This window comes from Vibrio sp. QJM3NY_27 (assembly GCF_057785955.1).
This window is the reverse complement of sequence record NZ_CM173511.1, coordinates 3,322,920-3,347,381: the sequence shown is the minus strand read 5'-3', so window position 1 is coordinate 3,347,381 and position 24,462 is coordinate 3,322,920. Positions and strand designations below refer to the sequence as shown.

Annotated in this window: 13 protein-coding genes, 8 tRNA genes and 5 rRNA genes; 23 read left to right on the top strand and 3 right to left on the bottom strand. The window is 46.0% G+C overall.

Annotated features, from left to right (window positions below):
• Window positions 1-62 precede the first annotated feature (62 nt).
• From AC3CIA_RS15075 to AC3CIA_RS15035, 9 genes are all read left to right on the top strand, one after another.
• Window positions 63-2,956 (top strand): 23S ribosomal RNA (locus AC3CIA_RS15075).
• A 98-nt stretch (window positions 2,957-3,054) separates the two neighbouring features.
• Window positions 3,055-3,170 (top strand): 5S ribosomal RNA (gene rrf / locus AC3CIA_RS15070).
• A 396-nt stretch (window positions 3,171-3,566) separates the two neighbouring features.
• Window positions 3,567-5,121: ribosomal RNA gene (locus AC3CIA_RS15065) — 16S ribosomal RNA — on the top strand.
• A gap of 91 nt (window positions 5,122-5,212) precedes the next feature.
• Window positions 5,213-5,288 (top strand) — tRNA-Glu (locus tag AC3CIA_RS15060).
• Between the two features lie 2 nt (window positions 5,289-5,290).
• Window positions 5,291-5,366, top strand: a tRNA-Lys gene (locus tag AC3CIA_RS15055).
• A 32-nt stretch (window positions 5,367-5,398) separates the two neighbouring features.
• Window positions 5,399-5,474 (top strand) — tRNA-Val (locus AC3CIA_RS15050).
• Between the two features lie 401 nt (window positions 5,475-5,875).
• Window positions 5,876-8,769 (top strand): 23S ribosomal RNA (locus AC3CIA_RS15045).
• A 98-nt stretch (window positions 8,770-8,867) separates the two neighbouring features.
• Window positions 8,868-8,983: ribosomal RNA gene (rrf, locus tag AC3CIA_RS15040) — 5S ribosomal RNA — on the top strand.
• Together the 16S, 23S and 5S rRNA genes with 4 tRNA genes alongside form the textbook arrangement of a ribosomal RNA operon.
• A 67-nt stretch (window positions 8,984-9,050) precedes the next feature.
• Window positions 9,051-9,127 (top strand) — tRNA-Asp (locus AC3CIA_RS15035).
• Window positions 9,128-9,741: 614 nt separating this feature from the next.
• Here AC3CIA_RS15035 and pssA read toward each other — a convergent pair.
• The gene (gene pssA, locus AC3CIA_RS15030; RefSeq protein ID WP_237291009.1) at window positions 9,742-11,082 is read right to left on the bottom strand and encodes a CDP-diacylglycerol--serine O-phosphatidyltransferase; all 1,341 of its coding nucleotides are present in this window, start codon (window positions 11,080-11,082) and stop codon (window positions 9,742-9,744) included.
• 91 nt (window positions 11,083-11,173) lie between these two features.
• Entirely contained in the window at window positions 11,174-11,605 is a 432-nt protein-coding gene (locus tag AC3CIA_RS15025; RefSeq protein WP_017083838.1) for a GNAT family N-acetyltransferase, read from the bottom strand.
• Window positions 11,606-11,671: 66 nt separating this feature from the next.
• Between AC3CIA_RS15025 and murB the strand changes: the two genes are divergently transcribed.
• The gene (gene murB / locus AC3CIA_RS15020; RefSeq protein WP_488518273.1) at window positions 11,672-12,718 is read left to right on the top strand and encodes a UDP-N-acetylmuramate dehydrogenase; all 1,047 of its coding nucleotides are present in this window, start codon (window positions 11,672-11,674) and stop codon (window positions 12,716-12,718) included.
• Window positions 12,715-13,680, top strand: coding sequence for a bifunctional biotin--[acetyl-CoA-carboxylase] ligase/biotin operon repressor BirA (gene birA / locus AC3CIA_RS15015; protein ID WP_488518272.1), 966 nt, complete (start codon window positions 12,715-12,717; stop codon window positions 13,678-13,680). Before murB ends, birA begins: the two co-directional genes overlap by 4 nt.
• 7 nt (window positions 13,681-13,687) lie before the next feature.
• Here the strand turns inward: birA and coaA are convergent, their stop codons facing one another.
• Window positions 13,688-14,611, bottom strand: coding sequence for a type I pantothenate kinase (gene coaA / locus AC3CIA_RS15010; protein ID WP_146458067.1), 924 nt, complete (start codon window positions 14,609-14,611; stop codon window positions 13,688-13,690).
• Between the two features lie 210 nt (window positions 14,612-14,821).
• Here coaA and AC3CIA_RS15005 point away from each other — a divergent pair.
• The 12 genes from AC3CIA_RS15005 to rpoB all read left to right on the top strand — a co-directional run bounded on the left by AC3CIA_RS15005 (window position 14,822) and on the right by rpoB (window position 24,448).
• A tRNA-Thr gene (locus AC3CIA_RS15005) sits at window positions 14,822-14,897 on the top strand.
• A gap of 45 nt (window positions 14,898-14,942) precedes the next feature.
• A tRNA-Tyr gene (locus AC3CIA_RS15000) sits at window positions 14,943-15,027 on the top strand.
• Window positions 15,028-15,065: 38 nt separating this feature from the next.
• A tRNA-Gly gene (locus tag AC3CIA_RS14995) sits at window positions 15,066-15,140 on the top strand.
• Window positions 15,141-15,154: 14 nt separating this feature from the next.
• Window positions 15,155-15,230: transfer RNA gene (locus AC3CIA_RS14990), tRNA-Thr, on the top strand.
• A 95-nt stretch (window positions 15,231-15,325) separates the two neighbouring features.
• Entirely contained in the window at window positions 15,326-16,510 is a 1,185-nt protein-coding gene (tuf, locus tag AC3CIA_RS14985; protein ID WP_012604914.1) for an elongation factor Tu, read from the top strand.
• 223 nt (window positions 16,511-16,733) lie between these two features.
• Window positions 16,734-17,111, top strand: coding sequence for a preprotein translocase subunit SecE (secE, locus tag AC3CIA_RS14980; RefSeq protein WP_017073785.1), 378 nt, complete (start codon window positions 16,734-16,736; stop codon window positions 17,109-17,111).
• A gap of 13 nt (window positions 17,112-17,124) precedes the next feature.
• Entirely contained in the window at window positions 17,125-17,673 is a 549-nt protein-coding gene (gene nusG / locus AC3CIA_RS14975; protein WP_012605006.1) for a transcription termination/antitermination protein NusG, read from the top strand.
• A gap of 212 nt (window positions 17,674-17,885) precedes the next feature.
• Window positions 17,886-18,314, top strand: coding sequence for a 50S ribosomal protein L11 (gene rplK, locus AC3CIA_RS14970; protein ID WP_010435555.1), 429 nt, complete (start codon window positions 17,886-17,888; stop codon window positions 18,312-18,314).
• 4 nt (window positions 18,315-18,318) lie between these two features.
• Window positions 18,319-19,023, top strand: a complete 705-nt coding sequence (rplA, locus tag AC3CIA_RS14965; RefSeq protein WP_017077557.1) for a 50S ribosomal protein L1 — start codon at window positions 18,319-18,321, stop codon at window positions 19,021-19,023.
• 243 nt (window positions 19,024-19,266) lie between these two features.
• Window positions 19,267-19,761, top strand: coding sequence for a 50S ribosomal protein L10 (gene rplJ, locus AC3CIA_RS14960; protein WP_017077558.1), 495 nt, complete (start codon window positions 19,267-19,269; stop codon window positions 19,759-19,761).
• A gap of 57 nt (window positions 19,762-19,818) precedes the next feature.
• On the top strand, window positions 19,819-20,184 hold the full coding sequence (gene rplL, locus AC3CIA_RS14955; protein ID WP_054548256.1) for a 50S ribosomal protein L7/L12: 366 nt from the start codon (window positions 19,819-19,821) through the stop codon (window positions 20,182-20,184).
• Between the two features lie 235 nt (window positions 20,185-20,419).
• A complete protein-coding gene (gene rpoB / locus AC3CIA_RS14950) occupies window positions 20,420-24,448 on the top strand; it encodes a DNA-directed RNA polymerase subunit beta (RefSeq protein WP_029222057.1) in 4,029 nt (1,342 codons plus the stop codon).
• Window positions 24,449-24,462 lie beyond the last annotated feature (14 nt).

Here is a 24,462-nt window from a genome sequence, read left to right as displayed (position 1 = left end):
TTCTTGATGACAACCAAAAACCTTGGTTAGTTGCCATACACTAAGACCCTTTCGGGTTGTATGGTTAAGTGACTAAGCGTACACGGTGGATGCCTTGGCAGTCAGAGGCGATGAAAGGCGTAATAACTTGCGATAAGCCCAGATTAGGTAGTAATAACCTTTTGAGTCTGGGATTCCTGAATGGGGAAACCCACTTACATAAGTAAGTATCCTGTTGTGAATACATAGCAACAGGAGGCAAACCGGGGGAACTGAAACATCTAAGTACCCCGAGGAAGAGAAATCAACCGAGATTCCGAAAGTAGCGGCGAGCGAAATTGGATTAGCCCTTAAGCTTTTAATGATGCAGGTGAAGAGTCTGGAAAGTCTCGCAGTAAAGGGTGATAGCCCCGTAACCGACACATCATAATCAGTGAAAACGAGTAGGGCGGGACACGTGATATCCTGTCTGAATATGGGGGGACCATCCTCCAAGGCTAAATACTACTGACTGACCGATAGTGAACCAGTACCGTGAGGGAAAGGCGAAAAGAACCCCTGTGAGGGGAGTGAAATAGAACCTGAAACCGTGTACGTACAAGCAGTAGGAGCACCTTCGTGGTGTGACTGCGTACCTTTTGTATAATGGGTCAGCGACTTAATTTTAGTAGCAAGGTTAACCGTTTAGGGGAGCCGTAGGGAAACCGAGTCTTAACTGGGCGTACAGTTGCTAGGATTAGACCCGAAACCAGGTGATCTAGCCATGGGCAGGTTGAAGGTTGAGTAACATCAACTGGAGGACCGAACCGACTAATGTTGAAAAATTAGCGGATGACTTGTGGCTAGGGGTGAAAGGCCAATCAAACCTGGAGATAGCTGGTTCTCCCCGAAAGCTATTTAGGTAGCGCCTCGGACGAATACTACTGGGGGTAGAGCACTGTTAAGGCTAGGGGGTCATCCCGACTTACCAACCCTTTGCAAACTCCGAATACCAGTAAGTACTATCCGGGAGACACACGGCGGGTGCTAACGTCCGTCGTGGAGAGGGAAACAACCCAGACCGCCAGCTAAGGTCCCAAAGTATAGCTAAGTGGGAAACGATGTGGGAAGGCTCAGACAGCCAGGATGTTGGCTTAGAAGCAGCCATCATTTAAAGAAAGCGTAATAGCTCACTGGTCGAGTCGGCCTGCGCGGAAGATGTAACGGGGCTAAGCTATACACCGAAGCTGCGGCTACGTACCTTAGGGTATGTGGGGTAGGGGAGCGTTCTGTAAGCCGTTGAAGGTGTGCTGTAAGGCATGCTGGAGGTATCAGAAGTGCGAATGCTGACATGAGTAACGATAAAGGGAGTGAAAAACTCCCTCGCCGGAAGACCAAGGGTTCCTGTCCAACGTTAATCGGGGCAGGGTAAGTCGACTCCTAAGGCGAGGCCGAAAGGCGTAGTCGATGGGAAACGGGTTAATATTCCCGTACTTCTTACAATTGCGATGGGGGGACGGAGAAGGCTAGGTGGGCCTGGCGACGGTTGTCCAGGTTCAAGTATGTAGGCGGGTGGTTTAGGTAAATCCGGACCACTACTAACGCTGAGATACGATGTCGAGCTACTACGGTAGTGAAGTCATTGATGCCATGCTTCCAGGAAAAGCCTCTAAGCTTCAGATTGTAAGGAATCGTACCCCAAACCGACACAGGTGGTCGGGTAGAGAATACCAAGGCGCTTGAGAGAACTCGGGTGAAGGAACTAGGCAAAATGGTACCGTAACTTCGGGAGAAGGTACGCTCTTATCAGTGAAGTCCCTTGCGGATGGAGCAGACGAGAGTCGCAGATACCAGGTGGCTGCAACTGTTTATTAAAAACACAGCACTGTGCAAAATCGTAAGATGACGTATACGGTGTGACGCCTGCCCGGTGCCGGAAGGTTAATTGATGGGGTTAGACTTCGGTCGAAGCTCTTGATCGAAGCCCCGGTAAACGGCGGCCGTAACTATAACGGTCCTAAGGTAGCGAAATTCCTTGTCGGGTAAGTTCCGACCTGCACGAATGGCGTAATGATGGCCACGCTGTCTCCACCCGAGACTCAGTGAAATTGAAATCGCTGTGAAGATGCAGTGTACCCGCGGCTAGACGGAAAGACCCCGTGAACCTTTACTACAGCTTGGCACTGAACATTGAACCTACATGTGTAGGATAGGTGGGAGACTATGAAATTGCGTCGCTAGATGTGATGGAGTCGTCCTTGAAATACCACCCTTGTAGTTTTGATGTTCTAACGTTGGTCCCTGAATCGGGATTACGGACAGTGCCTGGTGGGTAGTTTGACTGGGGCGGTCTCCTCCCAAAGAGTAACGGAGGAGCACGAAGGTGGGCTAAACACGGTTGGACATCGTGTGGTTAGTGCAATGGCATAAGCCCGCTTGACTGCGAGAATGACAATTCGAGCAGGTGCGAAAGCAGGTCATAGTGATCCGGTGGTTCTGAATGGAAGGGCCATCGCTCAACGGATAAAAGGTACTCCGGGGATAACAGGCTGATACCGCCCAAGAGTTCATATCGACGGCGGTGTTTGGCACCTCGATGTCGGCTCATCACATCCTGGGGCTGAAGTCGGTCCCAAGGGTATGGCTGTTCGCCATTTAAAGTGGTACGCGAGCTGGGTTTAGAACGTCGTGAGACAGTTCGGTCCCTATCTGCCGTGGGCGTTGGAAAATTGAAAGGGGCTGCTCCTAGTACGAGAGGACCGGAGTGGACGAACCTCTGGTGTTCGGGTTGTCATGCCAATGGCATTGCCCGGTAGCTAAGTTCGGAATCGATAACCGCTGAAAGCATCTAAGCGGGAAGCGAGCCTTGAGATGAGTTTTCCCTGGCACTATAAGTGTCCTAAAGGGTTGTCGTAGACTACGACGTTGATAGGCAGGGTGTGTAAGTGCTGCGAGGCATTGAGCTAACCTGTACTAATTGCCCGTGAGGCTTAACCATACAACACCCAAGGGGTTTTGTGGACTCAGATGTACCAGACCTTGAATGAGTTTGAAGAGAAATAACTTTTAAATCAGTTTTCCGAATTTTAAAATTTGCTTGGCGACCATAGCATTGTGGACCCACCTGATTCCATGCCGAACTCAGAAGTGAAACACAATAGCGCCGATGGTAGTGTGGGGTTTCCCCATGTGAGAGTAGGACATCGCCAGGCTTTAATTTCGACTTTGTCTATTTAATAGACAAGTCACCATAGAGTTCTAAGTTTCTTAGAGTTTTATGTTGACTTTCAAAGTGGAAAGCGTATTATACGCGTCCTGCTTAAGTGCTAAGGCACTGAAAGCAAAGCTCTTTAACAATTTAAACCTATCAATCTGTGTGGGCACTCGTTGATGAATATCAAAACGTTTTATCCTTTGGATAAAACAGTTACTTCGGTAACAAAATTGATTTCAATGAACTGAGTGACCAATACAAAGTTAAGTTTACTTAATTTTGGCACAGTCAATTCATTACCATTCTGTTGGAATGGTAATAGCTTTAGAATTACATGTTCATGTTTACATGAATATTAGTTTTGAAGTCAGTATTCGTTGAGTCACAAAATCTTAAATTGAAGAGTTTGATCATGGCTCAGATTGAACGCTGGCGGCAGGCCTAACACATGCAAGTCGAGCGGAAACGACACTAACAATCCTTCGGGTGCGTTAATGGGCGTCGAGCGGCGGACGGGTGAGTAATGCCTAGGAAATTGCCTTGATGTGGGGGATAACCATTGGAAACGATGGCTAATACCGCATAATGCCTACGGGCCAAAGAGGGGGATCTTCGGACCTCTCGCGTCAAGATATGCCTAGGTGGGATTAGCTAGTTGGTGAGGTAATGGCTCACCAAGGCGACGATCCCTAGCTGGTCTGAGAGGATGATCAGCCACACTGGAACTGAGACACGGTCCAGACTCCTACGGGAGGCAGCAGTGGGGAATATTGCACAATGGGCGAAAGCCTGATGCAGCCATGCCGCGTGTATGAAGAAGGCCTTCGGGTTGTAAAGTACTTTCAGTTGTGAGGAAGGGTGTGTAGTTAATAGCTGCGCATCTTGACGTTAGCAACAGAAGAAGCACCGGCTAACTCCGTGCCAGCAGCCGCGGTAATACGGAGGGTGCGAGCGTTAATCGGAATTACTGGGCGTAAAGCGCATGCAGGTGGTTCATTAAGTCAGATGTGAAAGCCCGGGGCTCAACCTCGGAACTGCATTTGAAACTGGTGAACTAGAGTGCTGTAGAGGGGGGTAGAATTTCAGGTGTAGCGGTGAAATGCGTAGAGATCTGAAGGAATACCAGTGGCGAAGGCGGCCCCCTGGACAGACACTGACACTCAGATGCGAAAGCGTGGGGAGCAAACAGGATTAGATACCCTGGTAGTCCACGCCGTAAACGATGTCTACTTGGAGGTTGTGGCCTTGAGCCGTGGCTTTCGGAGCTAACGCGTTAAGTAGACCGCCTGGGGAGTACGGTCGCAAGATTAAAACTCAAATGAATTGACGGGGGCCCGCACAAGCGGTGGAGCATGTGGTTTAATTCGATGCAACGCGAAGAACCTTACCTACTCTTGACATCCAGAGAAGCCAGCGGAGACGCAGGTGTGCCTTCGGGAACTCTGAGACAGGTGCTGCATGGCTGTCGTCAGCTCGTGTTGTGAAATGTTGGGTTAAGTCCCGCAACGAGCGCAACCCTTATCCTTGTTTGCCAGCGAGTAATGTCGGGAACTCCAGGGAGACTGCCGGTGATAAACCGGAGGAAGGTGGGGACGACGTCAAGTCATCATGGCCCTTACGAGTAGGGCTACACACGTGCTACAATGGCGCATACAGAGGGCAGCAAGCTAGCGATAGTGAGCGAATCCCAAAAAGTGCGTCGTAGTCCGGATTGGAGTCTGCAACTCGACTCCATGAAGTCGGAATCGCTAGTAATCGTGAATCAGAATGTCACGGTGAATACGTTCCCGGGCCTTGTACACACCGCCCGTCACACCATGGGAGTGGGCTGCAAAAGAAGTGGGTAGTTTAACCTTTCGGGGAGGACGCTCACCACTTTGTGGTTCATGACTGGGGTGAAGTCGTAACAAGGTAGCCCTAGGGGAACCTGGGGCTGGATCACCTCCTTATACGAAGATACTTACGATGAGTGTCCACACAGATTGATTAGGTTTAGAAAAGTAAAGAGACGAAGAACTCCCAAGTTCTTCAATATCCAGTGTCCCGTTCGTCTAGAGGCCTAGGACACCGCCCTTTCACGGCGGTAACAGGGGTTCGACTCCCCTACGGGATACCATTGGGTCGTTAGCTCAGTTGGTAGAGCAGTTGACTTTTAATCAATTGGTCGCAGGTTCGAATCCTGCACGACCCACCATTCTTTCTCCGCGAAGGAATTAAAACTATCGTGGGCGATTAGCTCAGTTGGGAGAGCACCTGCCTTACAAGCAGGGGGTCACTGGTTCGAGCCCGGTATCGCCCACCATTCTCTAAAAATTCTTGGTTATATTCATATCCAAACCACTTCTTTTGTCGTTGGTTGGTATGTTTGACCCTGAGAGTCTTTAGAAAATGTGAATTTTAGAACACTGGTTCTTAAAGTCTCATGCTCTTTAACAATTTGGAAAGCTGACTGATTGATTACTTACGAGTAATTCAATCAAATTTAAAAGTTCTCAATGTTTATCTTTCATTAGATAAACACAACAAACACATTCAAGTGTCTTGTATTCGAATCAAATTTATTTGATTCACAATTGAGTCCGGCAAACAGTCATCAAGAATTAACCCTTCTTGATAACAACCAAAAACCTTGGTTAGTTGCCATACGCTTATTTGTCTTCACTTTTTAAAGTGAAAGCAAATAGAAACCCTTTCGGGTTGTATGGTTAAGTGACTAAGCGTACACGGTGGATGCCTTGGCAGTCAGAGGCGATGAAAGGCGTAATAACTTGCGATAAGCCCAGATTAGGTAGTAATAACCTTTTGAGTCTGGGATTCCTGAATGGGGAAACCCACTTGCATAAGCAAGTATCCTGTTGTGAATACATAGCAACAGGAGGCAAACCGGGGGAACTGAAACATCTAAGTACCCCGAGGAAGAGAAATCAACCGAGATTCCGAAAGTAGCGGCGAGCGAAATTGGATTAGCCCTTAAGCTTTTAATGAGACAGACGAAGGCTCTGGAAAGTGCCGCAGTAAAGGGTGATAGCCCCGTAGTCGACATCTCATAATCAGTGAAAACGAGTAGGGCGGGACACGTGATATCCTGTCTGAATATGGGGGGACCATCCTCCAAGGCTAAATACTACTGACTGACCGATAGTGAACCAGTACCGTGAGGGAAAGGCGAAAAGAACCCCTGTGAGGGGAGTGAAATAGAACCTGAAACCGTGTACGTACAAGCAGTAGGAGCACCTTCGTGGTGTGACTGCGTACCTTTTGTATAATGGGTCAGCGACTTAATTTTAGTAGCAAGGTTAACCGTTTAGGGGAGCCGTAGGGAAACCGAGTCTTAACTGGGCGTACAGTTGCTAGGATTAGACCCGAAACCAGGTGATCTAGCCATGGGCAGGTTGAAGGTTGAGTAACATCAACTGGAGGACCGAACCGACTAATGTTGAAAAATTAGCGGATGACTTGTGGCTAGGGGTGAAAGGCCAATCAAACCTGGAGATAGCTGGTTCTCCCCGAAAGCTATTTAGGTAGCGCCTCGGACGAATACTACTGGGGGTAGAGCACTGTTAAGGCTAGGGGGTCATCCCGACTTACCAACCCTTTGCAAACTCCGAATACCAGTAAGTACTATCCGGGAGACACACGGCGGGTGCTAACGTCCGTCGTGGAGAGGGAAACAACCCAGACCGCCAGCTAAGGTCCCAAAGTATAGCTAAGTGGGAAACGATGTGGGAAGGCTCAGACAGCCAGGATGTTGGCTTAGAAGCAGCCATCATTTAAAGAAAGCGTAATAGCTCACTGGTCGAGTCGGCCTGCGCGGAAGATGTAACGGGGCTAAGCTATACACCGAAGCTGCGGCTACGTACCTTAGGGTATGTGGGGTAGGGGAGCGTTCTGTAAGCCGTTGAAGGTGGTCTGTAAGGGCTGCTGGAGGTATCAGAAGTGCGAATGCTGACATGAGTAACGATAAAGGGAGTGAAAAACTCCCTCGCCGGAAGACCAAGGGTTCCTGTCCAACGTTAATCGGGGCAGGGTAAGTCGACTCCTAAGGCGAGGCCGAAAGGCGTAGTCGATGGGAAACGGGTTAATATTCCCGTACTTCTTACAATTGCGATGGGGGGACGGAGAAGGCTAGGTGGGCCTGGCGACGGTTGTCCAGGTTCAAGTATGTAGGCGGGTGGTTTAGGTAAATCCGGACCACTACTAACGTTGAGATACGATGTCGAGCTACTACGGTAGTGAAGTCATTGATGCCATGCTTCCAGGAAAAGCCTCTAAGCTTCAGATTGTAAGGAATCGTACCCCAAACCGACACAGGTGGTCGGGTAGAGAATACCAAGGCGCTTGAGAGAACTCGGGTGAAGGAACTAGGCAAAATGGTACCGTAACTTCGGGAGAAGGTACGCTCTTATCAGTGAAGTCCCTTGCGGATGGAGCAGACGAGAGTCGCAGATACCAGGTGGCTGCAACTGTTTATTAAAAACACAGCACTGTGCAAAATCGTAAGATGACGTATACGGTGTGACGCCTGCCCGGTGCCGGAAGGTTAATTGATGGGGTTAGACTTCGGTCGAAGCTCTTGATCGAAGCCCCGGTAAACGGCGGCCGTAACTATAACGGTCCTAAGGTAGCGAAATTCCTTGTCGGGTAAGTTCCGACCTGCACGAATGGCGTAATGATGGCCACGCTGTCTCCACCCGAGACTCAGTGAAATTGAAATCGCTGTGAAGATGCAGTGTACCCGCGGCTAGACGGAAAGACCCCGTGAACCTTTACTACAGCTTGGCACTGAACATTGAACCTACATGTGTAGGATAGGTGGGAGACTATGAAACCGCGTCGCTAGATGTGGTGGAGTCGTCCTTGAAATACCACCCTTGTAGTTTTGATGTTCTAACGTTGGTCCCTGAATCGGGATTACGGACAGTGCCTGGTGGGTAGTTTGACTGGGGCGGTCTCCTCCCAAAGAGTAACGGAGGAGCACGAAGGTGGGCTAAACACGGTTGGACATCGTGTGGTTAGTGCAATGGCATAAGCCCGCTTGACTGCGAGAATGACAATTCGAGCAGGTGCGAAAGCAGGTCATAGTGATCCGGTGGTTCTGAATGGAAGGGCCATCGCTCAACGGATAAAAGGTACTCCGGGGATAACAGGCTGATACCGCCCAAGAGTTCATATCGACGGCGGTGTTTGGCACCTCGATGTCGGCTCATCACATCCTGGGGCTGAAGTCGGTCCCAAGGGTATGGCTGTTCGCCATTTAAAGTGGTACGCGAGCTGGGTTTAGAACGTCGTGAGACAGTTCGGTCCCTATCTGCCGTGGGCGTTGGAAAATTGAAAGGGGCTGCTCCTAGTACGAGAGGACCGGAGTGGACGAACCTCTGGTGTTCGGGTTGTCATGCCAATGGCATTGCCCGGTAGCTAAGTTCGGAATCGATAACCGCTGAAAGCATCTAAGCGGGAAGCGAGCCTTGAGATGAGTTTTCCCTGGCACTATAAGTGTCCTAAAGGGTTGTCGTAGACTACGACGTTGATAGGCAGGGTGTGTAAGTGCTGCGAGGCATTGAGCTAACCTGTACTAATTGCCCGTGAGGCTTAACCATACAACACCCAAGGGGTTTTGTGGACTCAGAAGTACCAGACCTTGAATGCGTTTGAAGAGAAATAACTTTTAGATAAGCTTTCCGAATTTTAAAATTTGCTTGGCGACCATAGCATTGTGGACCCACCTGATTCCATGCCGAACTCAGAAGTGAAACACAATAGCGCCGATGGTAGTGTGGGGTTTCCCCATGTGAGAGTAGGACATCGCCAGGCTTTAAATTAAATCTTTAGGTTGACCGACCTGGAGATATGGACGCTCACTTAGTGAGTTGACCACTGCGGAGTGGTAGTTCAGTTGGTTAGAATACCGGCCTGTCACGCCGGGGGTCGCGGGTTCGAGTCCCGTCCACTCCGCCACTTATTAAAAAAGCCCTGCTAGAAATAGCAGGGCTTTTTTACATCTCAAGAAAAGTGTTTTGCCCTTCGGTCGAATGAGTCCCACAAAGGGATTGCCTGAAGTCCGCAACCCCGTCCATTCCGCTACTTATCAGAAAGCCTAGTCTGACGACTAGGCTTTCGTCGTTTCTGGCGTATGTGTTTTGGAGTTTGGCTGCAGATCATTATCACTACCTATGAGGTATCTCTCTCGGCGTCGGGAGGTGCAGTTTGGTTCTTAAATCTGACGAATCGAAATAGTTCTTTCTAACTATTTTTTAGCTAAGCCAAGTAGAACTGAGCATCAAATTAGACTAATCTGAGCACAAGTGAGCTATCACGCTAGTTCCTCGTTGTAAGGAGTGGCGATTAGGATATAGAAAGTAATTGTCGATTGAGTTGGTATCTTACTTGGTTGTTATTTGTGTCTGATAGCCTTAATTATTAGGCTGACTAGAAAGGTAGATACTTGGAGATTTAGGCGTTGGCATTAGTCTTGAGTAAATAGAGAAATTACAACAAACAAACTTATCTCGCAGATACAAAAACGCCTAGCGTTTGCTAGGCGTTGATAAATAATGTTTCTAATACATCGACTACAATATTTGTTTAAGGACTCTATCGGCTTTGACACGAGTGATCTTACGAATCAACTTCTGAACCTCCATCGGATAGCTCTCAATCTTGTCCAATTGCTTATAAGTGCAGATTAGCTGTGTGTGTTGAACAATATTATCAACCTCAGCTTGGAATTTATCCGTTAGATGATGATAGTTATCTTGGATGAATATGCCATTTTCTAAGTCCAACTTCCATGCGCGTGGGTTTAGGTTATTACCTGTGAGTAGCATGTAGCGTTTATCAACCCAAATGCCCTTCAAATGGAAGCTGTTGGAATCGTGTTGCCAAAGTCGGATAGACAGGTTACGACTTGCTATATTCGCTTCATTTGCCTTCGCAAATCGACGCAGGTTCAATTCGTATAAGTAAGGCAAGCCACCAATCGTTTTAAACTCTTCCTCTGGTGAGATAAAGAAGTCATTGGCTGTCTTATCGCCGACAACAATCGTTACCTTTACGCCACGCTTAAGTGCTCTCTTCACTTCTTTCGCTAGGCTAGGCGGAAAATTGAAATATGGCGTACAAATGAAAATTTCATCTTTAGCTTGAGCAACCAGTTGGTTAATTCCCTGATTTAGGCGGTTACGTCTCTTACCTATACCAACTAAAGGAGTTACGGCCACTTGTTCTGCGGAGACATCTTGAGAGTCGAACTTGTATTGAGAGCGTGCTAACGATGCTCTGAATTGACGGATTGCTGGCTTTAACTCTTTAGTTAGCGGTTTGTTCTTATCAGCAAGATCATAAACAGCGATGTCTGAGATCATTTGTTCTTGGACATAGGAGAACATTGAGTCAGCAAGTGTTGCGTTGTTTAAAACATGGTAGCGATCGAAACGGTAACGATCATGATAACTTAAATAGATATTGTTAAGGCTTGCACCGCTGTATATCACGCTGTCATCGACGATAAAGCCTTTTAAGTGCAATACGCCAAAGACTTCTTTGCCGCGAACTGGAATGCCATAAACAGGTACAGAGTGCTGATATTTTTCCGCAAACTCTTTATACATGGCTGCATTGCCTTCAGAAGACTCCGCGCCAATCAATCCACGTTGAGCTCTGTGCCAATCGACACACACACTCACATCTAATTCTGGATTCTTTTGCTTTGCTTCATATAAGGCAGTTAGGATCTCACGGCCAGCCTCATCATCTTCAAGATACAAAGCGACTAAACTAATACGAGTTGTTGCGCGAGATATCTCATCAAGTAAGCGAGCTCTAAACTCTTGCGCTGATAGTAGTACTTCAAACTTGTCAGGATTCTGCGCTATGGTTGGCAACTGTATGAATGGATTCCTACTGGCAATCATATTGACTGTTTTACCTTAAAAATATGCAAAATTGCGAACCTTTAATTTTACCAAAGGGATAGCATCAAATACTAGATAATCGAGGCATTCTCTAACAATTTTGCTGATAATGCATAGGAATGAGATCTTTTCCGCTATTCGAATAGCGCTCGTACAAAACTCTTAGGCCATTAGGAAGATCTGTCGGGTCTACTTGCATGAACTTGTGTCGAGAGTAAAAGTTGGTGAGATGAGCATAAGCAAAGCAATAATCGCTTGCTGTTAGCGTATGTTTCACACAATAGTCCATAAGCAGAGAGCCTAATTGCTTACCACGATGTTGTTTTGATATCGCCATACCAGTAAGTAAGCGATTATCTTCAATGGTGCGAAAACGCACGACACCACAAAGCTCGTTATCTAGTAATAACGAATAGATCAGTTCACTCTTGTTCGCTTTTCCCGTTGGATAATGTTCCTTATAGAAACGTTTAACTAGGGGAACCTTTACTGGGTCTAATTGAGTAATGATGACATTGTTCATTCAGTCACTGCGCCATTGGTTTATCTGCTGTAGAATGATGGCAGTGTAAGTTAATTGAATATCGCCATGCAATTCCATCTCAATGCTAGTTTAAAAAATGTTCATACTTTTTCTATCGATCAGACCTGTGATGCGTTGGTTGAAGTAACTACGATCGACGAACTGATTTCGGTTTATAGGAATCCTAAATGGTCAACTTCACCTAAGTTAATTCTGGGTAAGGGCAGCAATATGCTTTTTACCAAGCATTTCGCTGGTTTGATCATTGTCAATAAATTAGCTGGGATTGAGATGACCGAGACGGACCGTCATCACCTTCTGCATGTGAGTGGTGGTGAGGATTGGCCAAGCTTGGTTGAGTGGAGTGTTGATAAAGGTCTGGGTGGTCTAGAAAACCTCGCAATGATACCTGGTTGTTCAGGTTCTGCTCCTATTCAGAATATTGGTGCGTATGGTGTTGAACTGCAAGACGTATGCGAATATGTTGATATTCTGTATCTGGATACTTATACAGTTAAGCGGTTAAGCAAAGAGGAATGTCTCTTTGGCTACCGAGATTCTATTTTTAAGCACGCTCTCTATGGCAAAGCGATTGTTGTTGCGATTGGTTTGACCCTACCTAAAGAGTGGAAACCATGTAATCACTATGGTCCGTTAAAAAGCCTACTGGCTGAAACTCTCTCACCTCGTACTATATTTGATGAAGTATGCGCTATCCGTTCAAGTAAGTTGCCAGATCCTAGAGTCCAAGGCAATGCGGGTAGCTTCTTCAAAAACCCTGTGATCACCAAAGATCATTTTGATCGGCTGTCTGCGTTATACCCAAACATTGTCGGTTATGAGAATAACGACATGATCAAAGTCGCCGCTGGGTGGCTCATTGATCAATGCCAGTTTAAAGGTGTGATTGAAGGTGGTGCTCAAATTCATCCAAATCAAGCTTTGGTTATCATCAATTATGATGAAGCGTCTGCTACGGATATCCTCAGACTTGCAGCGCGAGTACGTCAAGCTGTCCTAGACAAGTTCGACATATTATTGGAACACGAAGTTCGCTTCATGGGTCAAGACAGTGAGACAAACTTAGACAAGGCTTTGGAGGCCATGGCATGAGAGAACACAGTACCAAGCTTGCGCTATTGAGATGCCTTGCTGACGGTGAGTTTCATTCTGGGGAAGATCTGGGTGAAGTGATGGGTGTGTCGAGAGCGGCTATCAGTAAGCATATTAAAGGTATCCAAGAGTGGGGTTTGGATATCTATCGAGTGCAAGGTAAGGGATATAAGTTAGCCAGTCGTTTGGATATGCTCGATCAGGAGAGGTTGTCTGCTGTCAGCAGTGACGCTTCTCTGGAGTTGATTCCAATCATAGGTTCAACAAACCAACACCTGTTAGAGCGTACCAGCACCCTTGAGTCAGGTTCGGTCTGTATTGCTGAATATCAAGCTGCAGGTCGTGGACGTCGTGGAAGAGATTGGGTATCGCCATTTGGTGCCAATCTATACCTTTCAATGTACTGGAGACTCGATGCCGGTATGGCTGCCGCTATGGGGCTGAGTCTTGTGGTTGGTGTCGCCGTTGTCGAGGCGTTGGAGGATATGGGAGTTGAAGGCGTTAAACTAAAGTGGCCGAACGACCTTTATCATAATGATAAGAAGCTCGCAGGCATCTTGGTAGAGCTGTCAGGGCAATCTGGTGGCGCTGCTCATATTGTGATTGGTTTGGGACTAAACCTGTCCATGGACCCGACAACATCAGGTATTGGTCAGCCGTGGACCTCTCTCAAAGAAGTGTGTGATGGGAAAGTGCCAGATCGTAATGATTTAGCTCAGGCTTTGATTAATGCTTGGGACAAATCACTCGTCGACTATGAGTTGAAAGGGATGTCGAATTTTGTCGAACGCTGGAATCGTTTAGATAACTTCTTAGGTCGCAACGTTAGACTGATCATTGGACCTAGAGAAATAGAAGGTGTTGTACAGGGTATCGATGAACAAGGTGCCGTGTTACTCAAAACTGAGAACGGTGTTGAGAGTTATATCGGTGGAGAGATATCCCTAAGAAAAGGGGACTAAGAGGTTACTACTTTCTTAGTAACACTTCCTCAACCATATGATCAGCGCCTTTGCGTAAAATCAGGTGAGCCCTTTCTCTGGTCGGAAGGATATTCTGCTCTAGGTTTAAACCATTGATTGATTGCCAAATACCTTCTGCTTTTTCCTTAGCGGCTAGATCTGATAATTTAGTGTAGTGCCCGAAGTATGACCCTGGTTTAGCGAAGGCACCTTCACGAAACTTCATAAAACGATTTACATACCATTGTTGAATTTGAGCGCTTTCAGCATCGACATATAATGAGAAGTCGAGGAAGTCTGAAATAAAGACTCTATGAGGCTCATGTGGGTAATTCATACCGCTTTGTAGAACGTTGAGTCCTTCAATAATAAGCACATCTGGTAAGTCGACCTCTTTTACTTCATTGGTAATGTTGTAGGTGAGGTGAGAGTACACAGGTGCTGTCACATTACGCTTGCATGCCTTCACGTCTGATACAAAATTGACTAGCGCTTTAATATCATAAGACTCAGGGAACCCTTTTTTACTCATTAAGCCTTTTTCTTCCAGTATTTCATTGGGGTATAAGAAGCCATCTGTCGTAACCAGTTCAACTTTAGGATGGTTTTCCCAACGAGATAGCAACGCTTTCAGTAGACGAGCTGTTGTACTTTTCCCTACCGCAACACTGCCAGCGATACCAATAATGAATGGTGGCGCAGTTTCTTTCTTATCCAGAAATTGATGGAGCACTGAGTTTCTATTTTGTCGAGCAGCCACATAGAGGTTCAACAGGCGCGATAACGGTAGATAAATCTCTACGGCTTCTTCCATTGTCAGCTTTTCATTGATGCCTTGAAGCTCTTTCAAATCGCTCTCAGAAAGTGTCATTGGAACTAAATTCCTTAGTTCAGACCACTGCGCGCGGTCAAATGACATAAATGGGCTCATACAAAACTCTATAGTGGATAACAAAACAAGTGCATGGAAAATACATCAAGCGATAGATAAATTAAATATCTTCCTTTACTAGATGCGGATTAAAGGCAGAAACCTTGAGCTAAATAACCGTATATAGGAATTTGATAAGAGAATTTTACACTTTTTTGCAATTTACTATTGCAAGGTGGAAAATCATTCAATAAAATGCGCCCCACTTGTGCCGACTTAGCTCAGTAGGTAGAGCAACTGACTTGTAATCAGTAGGTCACCAGTTCGACTCCGGTAGTCGGCACCACTTTCTCCCTTCTATTTATAGAGAGCGAGAGAAAGATCAAAATTTGGAGGGGTTCCCGAGTGGCCAAAGGGAGCAGACTGTAAATCTGCCGGCACTGCCTTCGATGGTTCGAATCCGTCTCCCTCCACCATATTCTAAAGGTTAAATAGCTCAAAAGAGTTACGTGTTGCGTGCATCGTATAATGGCTATTACCTCAGCCTTCCAAGCTGATGATGCGGGTTCGATTCCCGCTGCACGCTCCAACTCATTTTTGTGTGCTGATATAGCTCAGTCGGTAGAGCGCACCCTTGGTAAGGGTGAGGCCCCCAGTTCGACTCTGGGTATTAGCACCAGTCTAAAGCTTCTTCTCCTTTAATAAAAAAAACCATTTTTTTTGGTTGCGTGGTCTTATTTTAAGCCACCTAATCCGTACCTAGAGGGACACCCCATGTCTAAAGAAAAATTTGAACGTACGAAACCGCACGTAAACGTTGGTACTATCGGCCACGTTGACCACGGTAAAACAACTCTAACTGCTGCTATCTGTACTACACTTGCAAAAGTGTACGGCGGTGTTGCTAAAGATTTCGCATCTATCGATAACGCTCCAGAAGAGCGCGAGCGCGGTATCACAATCGCAACTTCTCACGTTGAGTACGATACTCCTGAACGTCACTACGCACACGTAGACTGTCCTGGACACGCCGATTATGTTAAAAACATGATCACTGGTGCTGCTCAAATGGACGGCGGTATCCTAGTTGTTGCTGCTACAGATGGCCCTATGCCACAAACTCGTGAGCACATCCTACTTGGTCGTCAAGTTGGTATCCCTTACATCATCGTATTCATGAACAAATGTGACATGGTTGATGACGAAGAGCTACTTGAGCTAGTAGAAATGGAAGTACGTGAACTTCTTTCTGAGTACGAGTACCCAGGAGACGACCTTCCAGTAATTCAAGGTTCTGCACTTGGCGCTCTAAACGGCGAAAAGCAGTGGGAAGACAAGATTGTTGAGCTTGCAGAAGCACTAGATTCTTACATTCCACTTCCAGAGCGTGCTGTTGACCTACCGTTCCTACTTCCTATTGAAGATGTATTCTCAATCCAAGGTCGTGGTACTGTTGTTACTGGTCGTATCGAGCGCGGTATCCTACGTGTAGGTGACGAAGTAGAAATCGTTGGTATCAAAGAAACTACTCTTACTACTTGTACTGGTGTTGAAATGTTCCGTAAGCTGCTTGACGAAGGTCGTGCAGGTGAGAACGTTGGTGCACTTCTACGTGGTACTAAGCGTGATGACGTTGAACGTGGCCAAGTACTTTCTGCTAAAGGTTCAATCAACCCACACACTAAGTTTGAGTCTGAAGTATACGTACTTTCTAAAGACGAAGGCGGCCGTCACACTCCTTTCTTCAAAGGTTACCGTCCACAGTTCTACTTCCGTACAACTGACGTAACAGGCGATATCACTCTACCAGAAGGCGTAGAAATGGTAATGCCAGGTGACAACGTTCAAATGACTGTTGAGCTAATCGCTCCAATCGCAATGGACGAAGGTCTACGTTTCGCAATCCGCGAAGGTGGCCGTACAGTTGGTGCTGGTGTTGTAGCTAAAATCTTTGCATAAGATTTGACGAACCACTAGTAAAAAGGGCATCATTTGATGCCCTTTTTCTTCGCTGAAAAAAGAGTTGGATGTTTTGGCATCAATTTTAGCTCTTAGCAAAGAATTAAACGGTCTTTTTGACTAAAATGACTGTTAGATGTGTTGTTTTGCAACGCAAAGGAATGTGCCCTGCAACAGCGGGGTTATTGTCGTCTATATTTAAGACTTATCACAGGTTGGTTTTATGAAAGCAAACGCTGAAACTCCTGATAGCTCAGGTGCAGCAGATACAATGAAGTGGGTAGTCGCTTTTGTACTGTTGGCTGCTGCTGTTGTGGGTAATTACCTGTATGGTGAATTGTCTGTTGTAATTCGCGCTGCAGGTGTAGTTGTGCTGATTGCTGCCGCACTAGGCGTTGCAGCAACAACAGTTAAAGGTAAAGCTGCGATCGATTTTGCAAAAGAATCTCGTATGGAGATTCGTAAAGTTGTTTGGCCTACTCGCCAAGAAACTATGCAAACTACATTGATCGTTTTAGCTGTATGTATTGTTATGTCTCTAGTGCTTTGGGGAATTGACGGCATTATGGTCCGTTTAGTTTCTCTAGCGACTGGGGTGTAGAGGGTTCTGATTCATGAGTGAAGCTCCAAAAAAACGTTGGTATGTAGTTCAAGCCTTTTCTGGCTATGAAGGTCGTGTATCTCAATCGCTACGCGAACATATTAAAATGCACGACATGGAAGAGTTCTTTGGTGACGTTTTAGTACCTACTGAAGAAGTAGTGGAAATGCGTGCAGGTCAACGCCGTAAAAGCGAACGTAAGTTCTTCCCTGGCTACGTATTAGTGCAAATGATCATGAATGATGAATCATGGCACTTAGTGCGCAGTATCCCTCGTGTTATGGGCTTCATTGGTGGTACCTCTGATCGTCCTGCACCAATCACTGACAAAGAAGCTGATGCTATCTTGAACCGTCTAGAGAAAGCGAGCGAGTCTCCACGTCCTAAGACAATGTTCGAAGCGGGTGAAGTGGTTCGTGTGAACGATGGTCCGTTTGCTGATTTCAACGGTACAGTTGAAGAAGTAGATTACGAGAAAAGCCGCATTAAGGTATCTGTATCGATCTTTGGTCGTGCAACACCGGTTGAGCTTGAATTTGGTCAAGTTGAAAAGCTAGACTAAAACTCTAATCTTTGAACAAGCTGTGGATAAATACTTCATAAGTTGTTCAAAATAAAAGAGTATAAAAAACCACCTTTTTAGGGTTGTTAAAGGCGCGAATTATGATTATAATTTCGCGCCTTTTTGCTTCTATCGAAGTAAGAAAGAGTTAATTGAAATTAAGGGGAGCTTGCCTTTAGGCTAGCGCATGTACCCAAAAATTAGGAAATATCATGGCTAAGAAAGTTGAAGCTTATATCAAACTGCAAGTTGCAGCTGGTATGGCAAACCCAAGTCCACCGGTTGGTCCTGCTCTAGGTCAACACGGCGTGAACATCATGGAATTCTGTAAAGCGTTCAACGCAAAAACAGAATCTGTTGAGAAAGGTCTACCTACTCCAGTAGTTATTACTGTTTACAACGACCGTTCTTTCACGTTCGTAACTAAGACTCCACCTGCTGCTGTTCTTCTTAAGAAAGCTGCTGGCGTTAAGTCTGGTTCAGGTCGTCCAAACACTGAGAAAGTTGGTACTGTAACTGACGCTCAAGTTCAGGAAATCGCAGAAACTAAAGCTGCTGATATGACTGGTGCTGACATCGAAGCAATGAAGCGTTCTATTGCTGGTACTGCTCGTTCAATGGGCCTAGTGGTAGAGGGATAAGATCATGGCAAAACTTACTAAGCGTATGCGCGTAATCCGCGACAAAGTTGAAGTAACTAAAGAATACGAAATCAACGAAGCTGTTGCTCTTCTTAAAGAACTAGCGACTGCTAAATTCGTTGAGTCTGTAGATGTTGCTGTTAACCTAGGCATCGATGCTCGTAAATCTGACCAAAACGTACGTGGCGCAACTGTGCTACCTCACGGTACTGGCCGTGAAATCCGCGTTGCTGTGTTCACTCAAGGTGCAAACGCAGAAGCAGCTAAAGCAGCTGGCGCAGATATCGTTGGTATGGAAGATCTTGCTGAGCAAGTGAAAAAAGGTGTAATGGACTTTGACGTTGTTGTTGCTTCTCCTGATGCAATGCGCGTTGTTGGTCAACTAGGTACAATCCTAGGTCCACGCGGTCTAATGCCAAACCCTAAAGTTGGTACTGTAACTCCTAACGTTGCTGAAGCGGTTAAGAACGCTAAAGCTGGTCAGGTTCGTTACCGTAACGACAAGAACGGTATCATCCACACTACTATCGGCAAAGCGTCTTTCGAAGCTAACCAGCTTCAAGAGAACCTAGAAGCACTTCTAGTTGCTCTTAAGAAAGCTAAGCCTTCTTCAGCGAAAGGTACTTTCCTGAAGAAAGTAAGCATCTCTACTACGATGGGTGCTGGTGTTACTGTTGATCAAGCTAGTCTTGACACTCAAGCAAACTAATTTGCTTTGGCGCAGATTTAGTGTATACTTCTGCGCCTAATATTTGTGGTTGGGTGGTTTTTGAAGCAATTCATAACTGTCTATCCCAAGACCGTAGGCGCTGAACCTTTTAAGGTGAAGCTTAATAAAACCTACGTAGGCGATGTTGTCGTTTGAAATGAATTTATTCATTTTTGAATAACATCGTAAACGCTCAATGTATTTTATATTGAGTGCTGTAATCACAACCAGAGGTTAATCCAAATGGCTTTAAATCTTCAAGACAAAAAAGCAATTGTTGCTGAAGTCAACGAAGCAGCCAGTGGTGCACTTTCTGCAGTTGTAGCTGACTCTCGTGGCGTTACTGTTGGCGCGATGACTTCTCTACGTAAACAAGCTCGCGAAGCGGGTGTTTACATGAGAGTTGTTCGTAACACACTAGCACGCCGTGCAGTAGAAGGTACTGAGTATGAGTGTCTACAAGACACATTTACTGGTCCTAGCCTACTTGCGTTCTCTAACGAGCACCCTGGTGCTGCAGCGCGTCTTTTCAAAGACTTCGCTAAAGAGAACAAAACATTCGAGATCAAAGCTGCTGCATTTGAAGGCGCAGTTACTGATGCTGATGTACTAGCGACACTACCAACTTACGACGAAGCTATCGCACGCCTAATGATGTGCATGAAAGAAGCTTCTGCTGGCAAGCTGGTTCGTACTATCGCTGCTGTTCGCGACCAAAAAGAAGAAGCTGCGGCATAAGCCTTGCTTTTCACTGGTTGCTATTTAAACTTATTGTTGACTTAAAAGAGAATTGTTATGTCTATTACTAACGAGCAAATCCTAGACGCAGTTGCAGAAATGTCTGTAATGCAAGTTGTTGAGCTTATCGAAGCTATGGAAGAAAAATTCGGTGTTACTGCTGCTGCTGCAGTTGTAGCTGGTGGTGCTTCTGCTGAAGCTGCTGCTGAGCAAACTGAATTCGACGTTATCCTTACTGCTGCTGGCGCTAACAAAGTACAAGTTATCAAAGCTGTACGTGGCGCAACTGGCCTAGGTCTTAAAGAAGCTAAAGGTCTTGTAGACTCAGCTCCTGCAGCGCTTAAAGAAGGCGTTGACAAAGCTGAAGCTGAAGCTCTTAAAGCACAGCTAGAAGAAGTTGGCGCTTCTGTTGAAATCAAGTAATTATTACTTAATTTCCTAGCCGCAAGGCTATTGGCTGGTGGTTTATTAACCACCGGCCTTTTTGCGCTGTAGGGCTATGACTAATTTCCCGCTGTTTAACCGTCATAATCTGAGCAAAAAAACAGTCATTTTTTCGAAATGATTGTTCAACTACAGTAAACAGCTGTTTGTCACCGCCCCCTCTGAAGAGTGTTTTGGGTGGTTTGGGTCACTTATCAGCGAGCTGAGGAACCCCATGGTTTACTCTTATACCGAGAAAAAGCGCATCCGTAAGGATTTTGGTACTCGTCCACAAGTTTTGGACATTCCATACCTGTTATCGATCCAGCTTGATTCTTTCGATAAATTCATCGAACAGGATCCAGAAGGTCAATACGGTCTTGAAGCTGCTTTCCGTTCTGTATTTCCAATTCAGAGCTACAACGGCAATTCTGAGCTGCAATACGTTAGCTACCGTCTTGGTGAGCCAGTTTTTGACGTTAAAGAATGTCAAATCCGCGGTGTAACTTACTCAAAGCCACTACGCGTAAAACTACGTCTAGTTATCTTTGATCGAGACGCACCAGCAGGCACTGTAAAAGACATTAAAGAACAAGAAGTCTACATGGGCGAAATTCCGCTTATGACAGACAATGGTACTTTCGTAATTAATGGTACCGAGAGGGTTATCGTATCCCAGCTGCACCGAAGCCCAGGCGTGTTCTTCGACAGTGATAAGGGTAAGACCCACTCATCAGGTAAAGTTCTTTATAACGCACGTGTAATTCCTTACCGTGGCTCATGGTTAGACTTTGAGTTCGATCCTAAGGATAACTTATTCGTACGTATCGACCGTCGTCGTAAGCTACCAGCATCGATTATTCTTCGTGCACTTGGTAAATCGACTGAAGAGATCCTAGATCTGTTCTTCGACAAGGTGAACTTCGAAGTTAAAGACCAAACTCTACTTATGGAGTTGGTTCCTGATCGTCTACGTGGTGAAACTGCGTCATTCGACATCGAATCAAACGGTAAAACTTACGTTGAGACTGGTCGTCGTGTTACTGCTCGCCATATCCGTCAACTTGAAAAAGATGGCGTTGAGCACATCGAAGTACCAGTAGAGTACATCGTTGAAAAGATTGCTGCGAAAGATTACATCAACGAAGCAACTGGCGAGATCATCGTTGGCGCAAACCAAGAGATTAGCCTAGAAGCACTTGCTAACCTGTCTCAAGCAGGTCACAAGACTCTAGAAGTGCTGTTCACGAATGACCTAGACCATGGTCCATTCATGTCAGACACTCTACGTGCGGATAGCACAGTAGATCGCATCTCTGCATTGGTAGAAATCTACCGCATGATGCGCCCTGGCGAGCCACCAACGAAAGAAGCTGCAGAATCATTGTTCGAAAGCCTATTCTTCTCTGAAGATCGTTACGACCTATCAACTGTAGGCCGTATGAAATTCAACAGCTCTATCGAGCGTGAAGAAGAAGAAGAGCGCGGTACTCTGGATGAATCAGACATCATCGAAGTGATGAAGAAACTGATCGGCATCCGTAACGGTATTGGTGAAGTGGACGATATCGACCACCTTGGCAACCGTCGTATCCGTTCTGTAGGTGAAATGGCAGAAAACCAATTCCGTGTTGGTCTAGTTCGTGTAGAACGTGCCGTTAAAGAGCGCCTAAGCCTTGGTGACCTTGATGCAATCATGCCTCAAGATCTTATCAACGCTAAGCCGATCTCTGCTGCAGTTAAAGAATTCTTTGGCTCTTCACAGCTTTCACAGTTTATGGACCAAAACAACCCATTGTCAGAAGTTACGCACAAACGTCGTATCTCTGCTTTAGGTCCTGGTGGTCTTACTCGTGAGCGCGCAGGCTTCGAAGTACGTGACGTTCACGTAACTCACTACGGTCGTCTATGTCCGATCGAAACGCCTGAAGGTCCAAACATCGGTCTAATTAACTCGCTATCTGCGTTTGCACGTTGTAACGATTACGGTTTCCTAGAAACTCCGTACCGTCGTGTAGTAGATGGTGTAGTAACAGAAGAAGTTGATTACCTGTCTGCAATCCAGGAAGGTCAATTCGTAATCGCGCAAGCAAACACTATTCTTACAGAAGAAGGTACGTTTGCAGATGAGCTAATCACAGCTCGTCAAAAAGGTGAATCTGGTCTTCACCCACGCGAGCACGTTGACTACATGGACGTTGCGACAAACCAAGTAGTATCTATCGCTGCTTCGCTTATCCCGTTCCTAGAACACGATGATGCGAACCGTGCATTGATGGGTGCCAACATGCAACGTCAAGCGGTACCAACACTTAGAGCTGATAAGCCTCTAGTAGGTACTGGTATTGAACGTAACATCGCAGTTGACTCTGGTGTTACAGCGGTTGCTAAACGTGGTGGTCAAGTTCAGTCTGTAGACGCTTCTCGTATCGTAGTTAAGGTTAACGAAGATGAATTGGTACCTGGCGAAGCTGGTATCGATATCTACAACCTAACTAAGTACACGCGTTCGAACCAAAACACATGTATTAACCAACGTCCAACTGTACTTCCTGGTGAACCAGTTGCACGCGGTGATGTTCTTGCTGATGGTCCTTCAACTGACCTTGGTGAACTTGCTCTTGGCCAAAACATGCGTATCGCATTTATGCCTTGGAACGGTTACAACTTCGAAGACTCGATCTTAGTATCTGAGCGCGTAGTTCAAGAAGACCGTTTCACGACAATCCACATTCAAGAACTATCTTGTGTGGCTCGTGATACTAAGCTGGGTTCTGAAGAGATCACAGCTGATATTCCAAACGTAGGTGAGTCTGCTCTGTCTAAACTAGACGAGTCAGGTATCGTTTACATTGGTGCTGAAGTTAAGGGTGGCGACATCCTAGTTGGTAAAGTAACCCCTAAAGGTGAAACTCAACTGACTCCTGAAGAGAAGCTACTACGTGCTATCTTCGGTGAGAAAGCATCTGATGTTAAAGATACTTCTCTACGTGTACCAAACTCTGTTTCGGGTACTATCATCGATGTACAAGTCTTCACTCGCGATGGCGTAGAGAAAGACAAACGTGCACTTGAAATCGAACAGATGCAGCTTAAAGAAGCTAAGAAAGATCTAACTGAAGAGTTCCAAATTCTTGAGGGTGGTCTTCTTAACCGTGTTAAAGCTGTACTTCTGTCTGGTGGTTACTCTGAAGCTAAGCTTGATACTATCGGTCGTAAGCAATGGCTAGAGCAAGTTCTAGAAGACGATGCGCTACAAACACAGCTTGAGCAACTTGCTGAGCAGTGGGATGAGCTAAAAGCAGACTTCGATAAGAAGTTTGAAACTAAGCGTCGTAAAATCACTCAAGGTGATGATCTAGCGCCTGGCGTTCTTAAGATTGTTAAAGTTTACCTAGCGGTTAAACGTCGTATCCAGCCTGGTGATAAGATGGCCGGTCGTCACGGTAACAAAGGTGTAATCTCTAAGATTAACCCTGTTGAAGACATGCCATACGATGAGAAAGGTCAGCCTGTAGACATCGTACTTAACCCGCTGGGTGTACCATCGCGTATGAACATCGGTCAGATCCTAGAAGTTCACTTAGGTTTGGCTGCGAAAGGTATCGGTGACAAGATCAACCAAATGGTTAAGGAACAACAAGAACTGCATAAGTTCCGTGAGTTCCTACAGAAGGTTTATGATCTTGGTGATACTCGTCAGAAAGTTGATATTGCTGAACTGTCTGATGATCAAGTTCGTACACTGATTAAGAACCTACGTGGCGGTCTACCGATTGCTACTCCTGTGTTCGACGGTGCTTCTGAGTCTCTAATCAAAGAACTACTTAAACTGGGTGATCTGCCAGAATCTGGTCAGCTTAAACTGTTTGATGGTCGTACTGGTGATTCGTTTGAGCGTCCTGTAACTGTTGGTTACATGTACATGCTGAAACTGAACCACTTGGTTGATGACAAGATGCATGCTCGTTCAACTGGTTCTTACAGCCTAGTAACTCAGCAACCACTTGGTGGTAAAGCTCAGTTCGGTGGTCAGCGTTTCGGTGAGATGGAAGTATGGGCACTAGAAGCATACGGTGCTGCATATACTCTACAAGAAATGCTAACAGTTAAGTCGGATGACGTTAACGGCCGTACTAAGATGTATAAGAACATCGTAGATGGCAACCATAGCATGGAACCTGGCATGCCAGAGTCGTTCAACGTACTGTTGAAAGAGATTCGCTCGCTAGGTATCAACATCGAGCTAGAAGACGAAGAGTAATCCCTCTTTTTTAT

What these genes read in the sequence shown, in the direction of transcription:
- pssA (WP_237291009.1), bottom strand. Translation starts at nt 11,082, where the DNA reads ATGATTGCCAGTAGGAATCCATTCATACAGTTGCCAACCATAGCGCAG.
- AC3CIA_RS15025 (WP_017083838.1), bottom strand. Translation starts at nt 11,605, where the DNA reads ATGAACAATGTCATCATTACTCAATTAGACCCAGTAAAGGTTCCCCTA.
- murB (WP_488518273.1), top strand. Translation starts at nt 11,672, where the DNA reads ATGCAATTCCATCTCAATGCTAGTTTAAAAAATGTTCATACTTTTTCT.
- birA (WP_488518272.1), top strand. Translation starts at nt 12,715, where the DNA reads ATGAGAGAACACAGTACCAAGCTTGCGCTATTGAGATGCCTTGCTGAC.
- coaA (WP_146458067.1), bottom strand. Translation starts at nt 14,611, where the DNA reads ATGAGCCCATTTATGTCATTTGACCGCGCGCAGTGGTCTGAACTAAGG.
- tuf (WP_012604914.1), top strand. Translation starts at nt 15,326, where the DNA reads ATGTCTAAAGAAAAATTTGAACGTACGAAACCGCACGTAAACGTTGGT.
- secE (WP_017073785.1), top strand. Translation starts at nt 16,734, where the DNA reads ATGAAAGCAAACGCTGAAACTCCTGATAGCTCAGGTGCAGCAGATACA.
- nusG (WP_012605006.1), top strand. Translation starts at nt 17,125, where the DNA reads ATGAGTGAAGCTCCAAAAAAACGTTGGTATGTAGTTCAAGCCTTTTCT.
- rplK (WP_010435555.1), top strand. Translation starts at nt 17,886, where the DNA reads ATGGCTAAGAAAGTTGAAGCTTATATCAAACTGCAAGTTGCAGCTGGT.
- rplA (WP_017077557.1), top strand. Translation starts at nt 18,319, where the DNA reads ATGGCAAAACTTACTAAGCGTATGCGCGTAATCCGCGACAAAGTTGAA.
- rplJ (WP_017077558.1), top strand. Translation starts at nt 19,267, where the DNA reads ATGGCTTTAAATCTTCAAGACAAAAAAGCAATTGTTGCTGAAGTCAAC.
- rplL (WP_054548256.1), top strand. Translation starts at nt 19,819, where the DNA reads ATGTCTATTACTAACGAGCAAATCCTAGACGCAGTTGCAGAAATGTCT.
- rpoB (WP_029222057.1), top strand. Translation starts at nt 20,420, where the DNA reads ATGGTTTACTCTTATACCGAGAAAAAGCGCATCCGTAAGGATTTTGGT.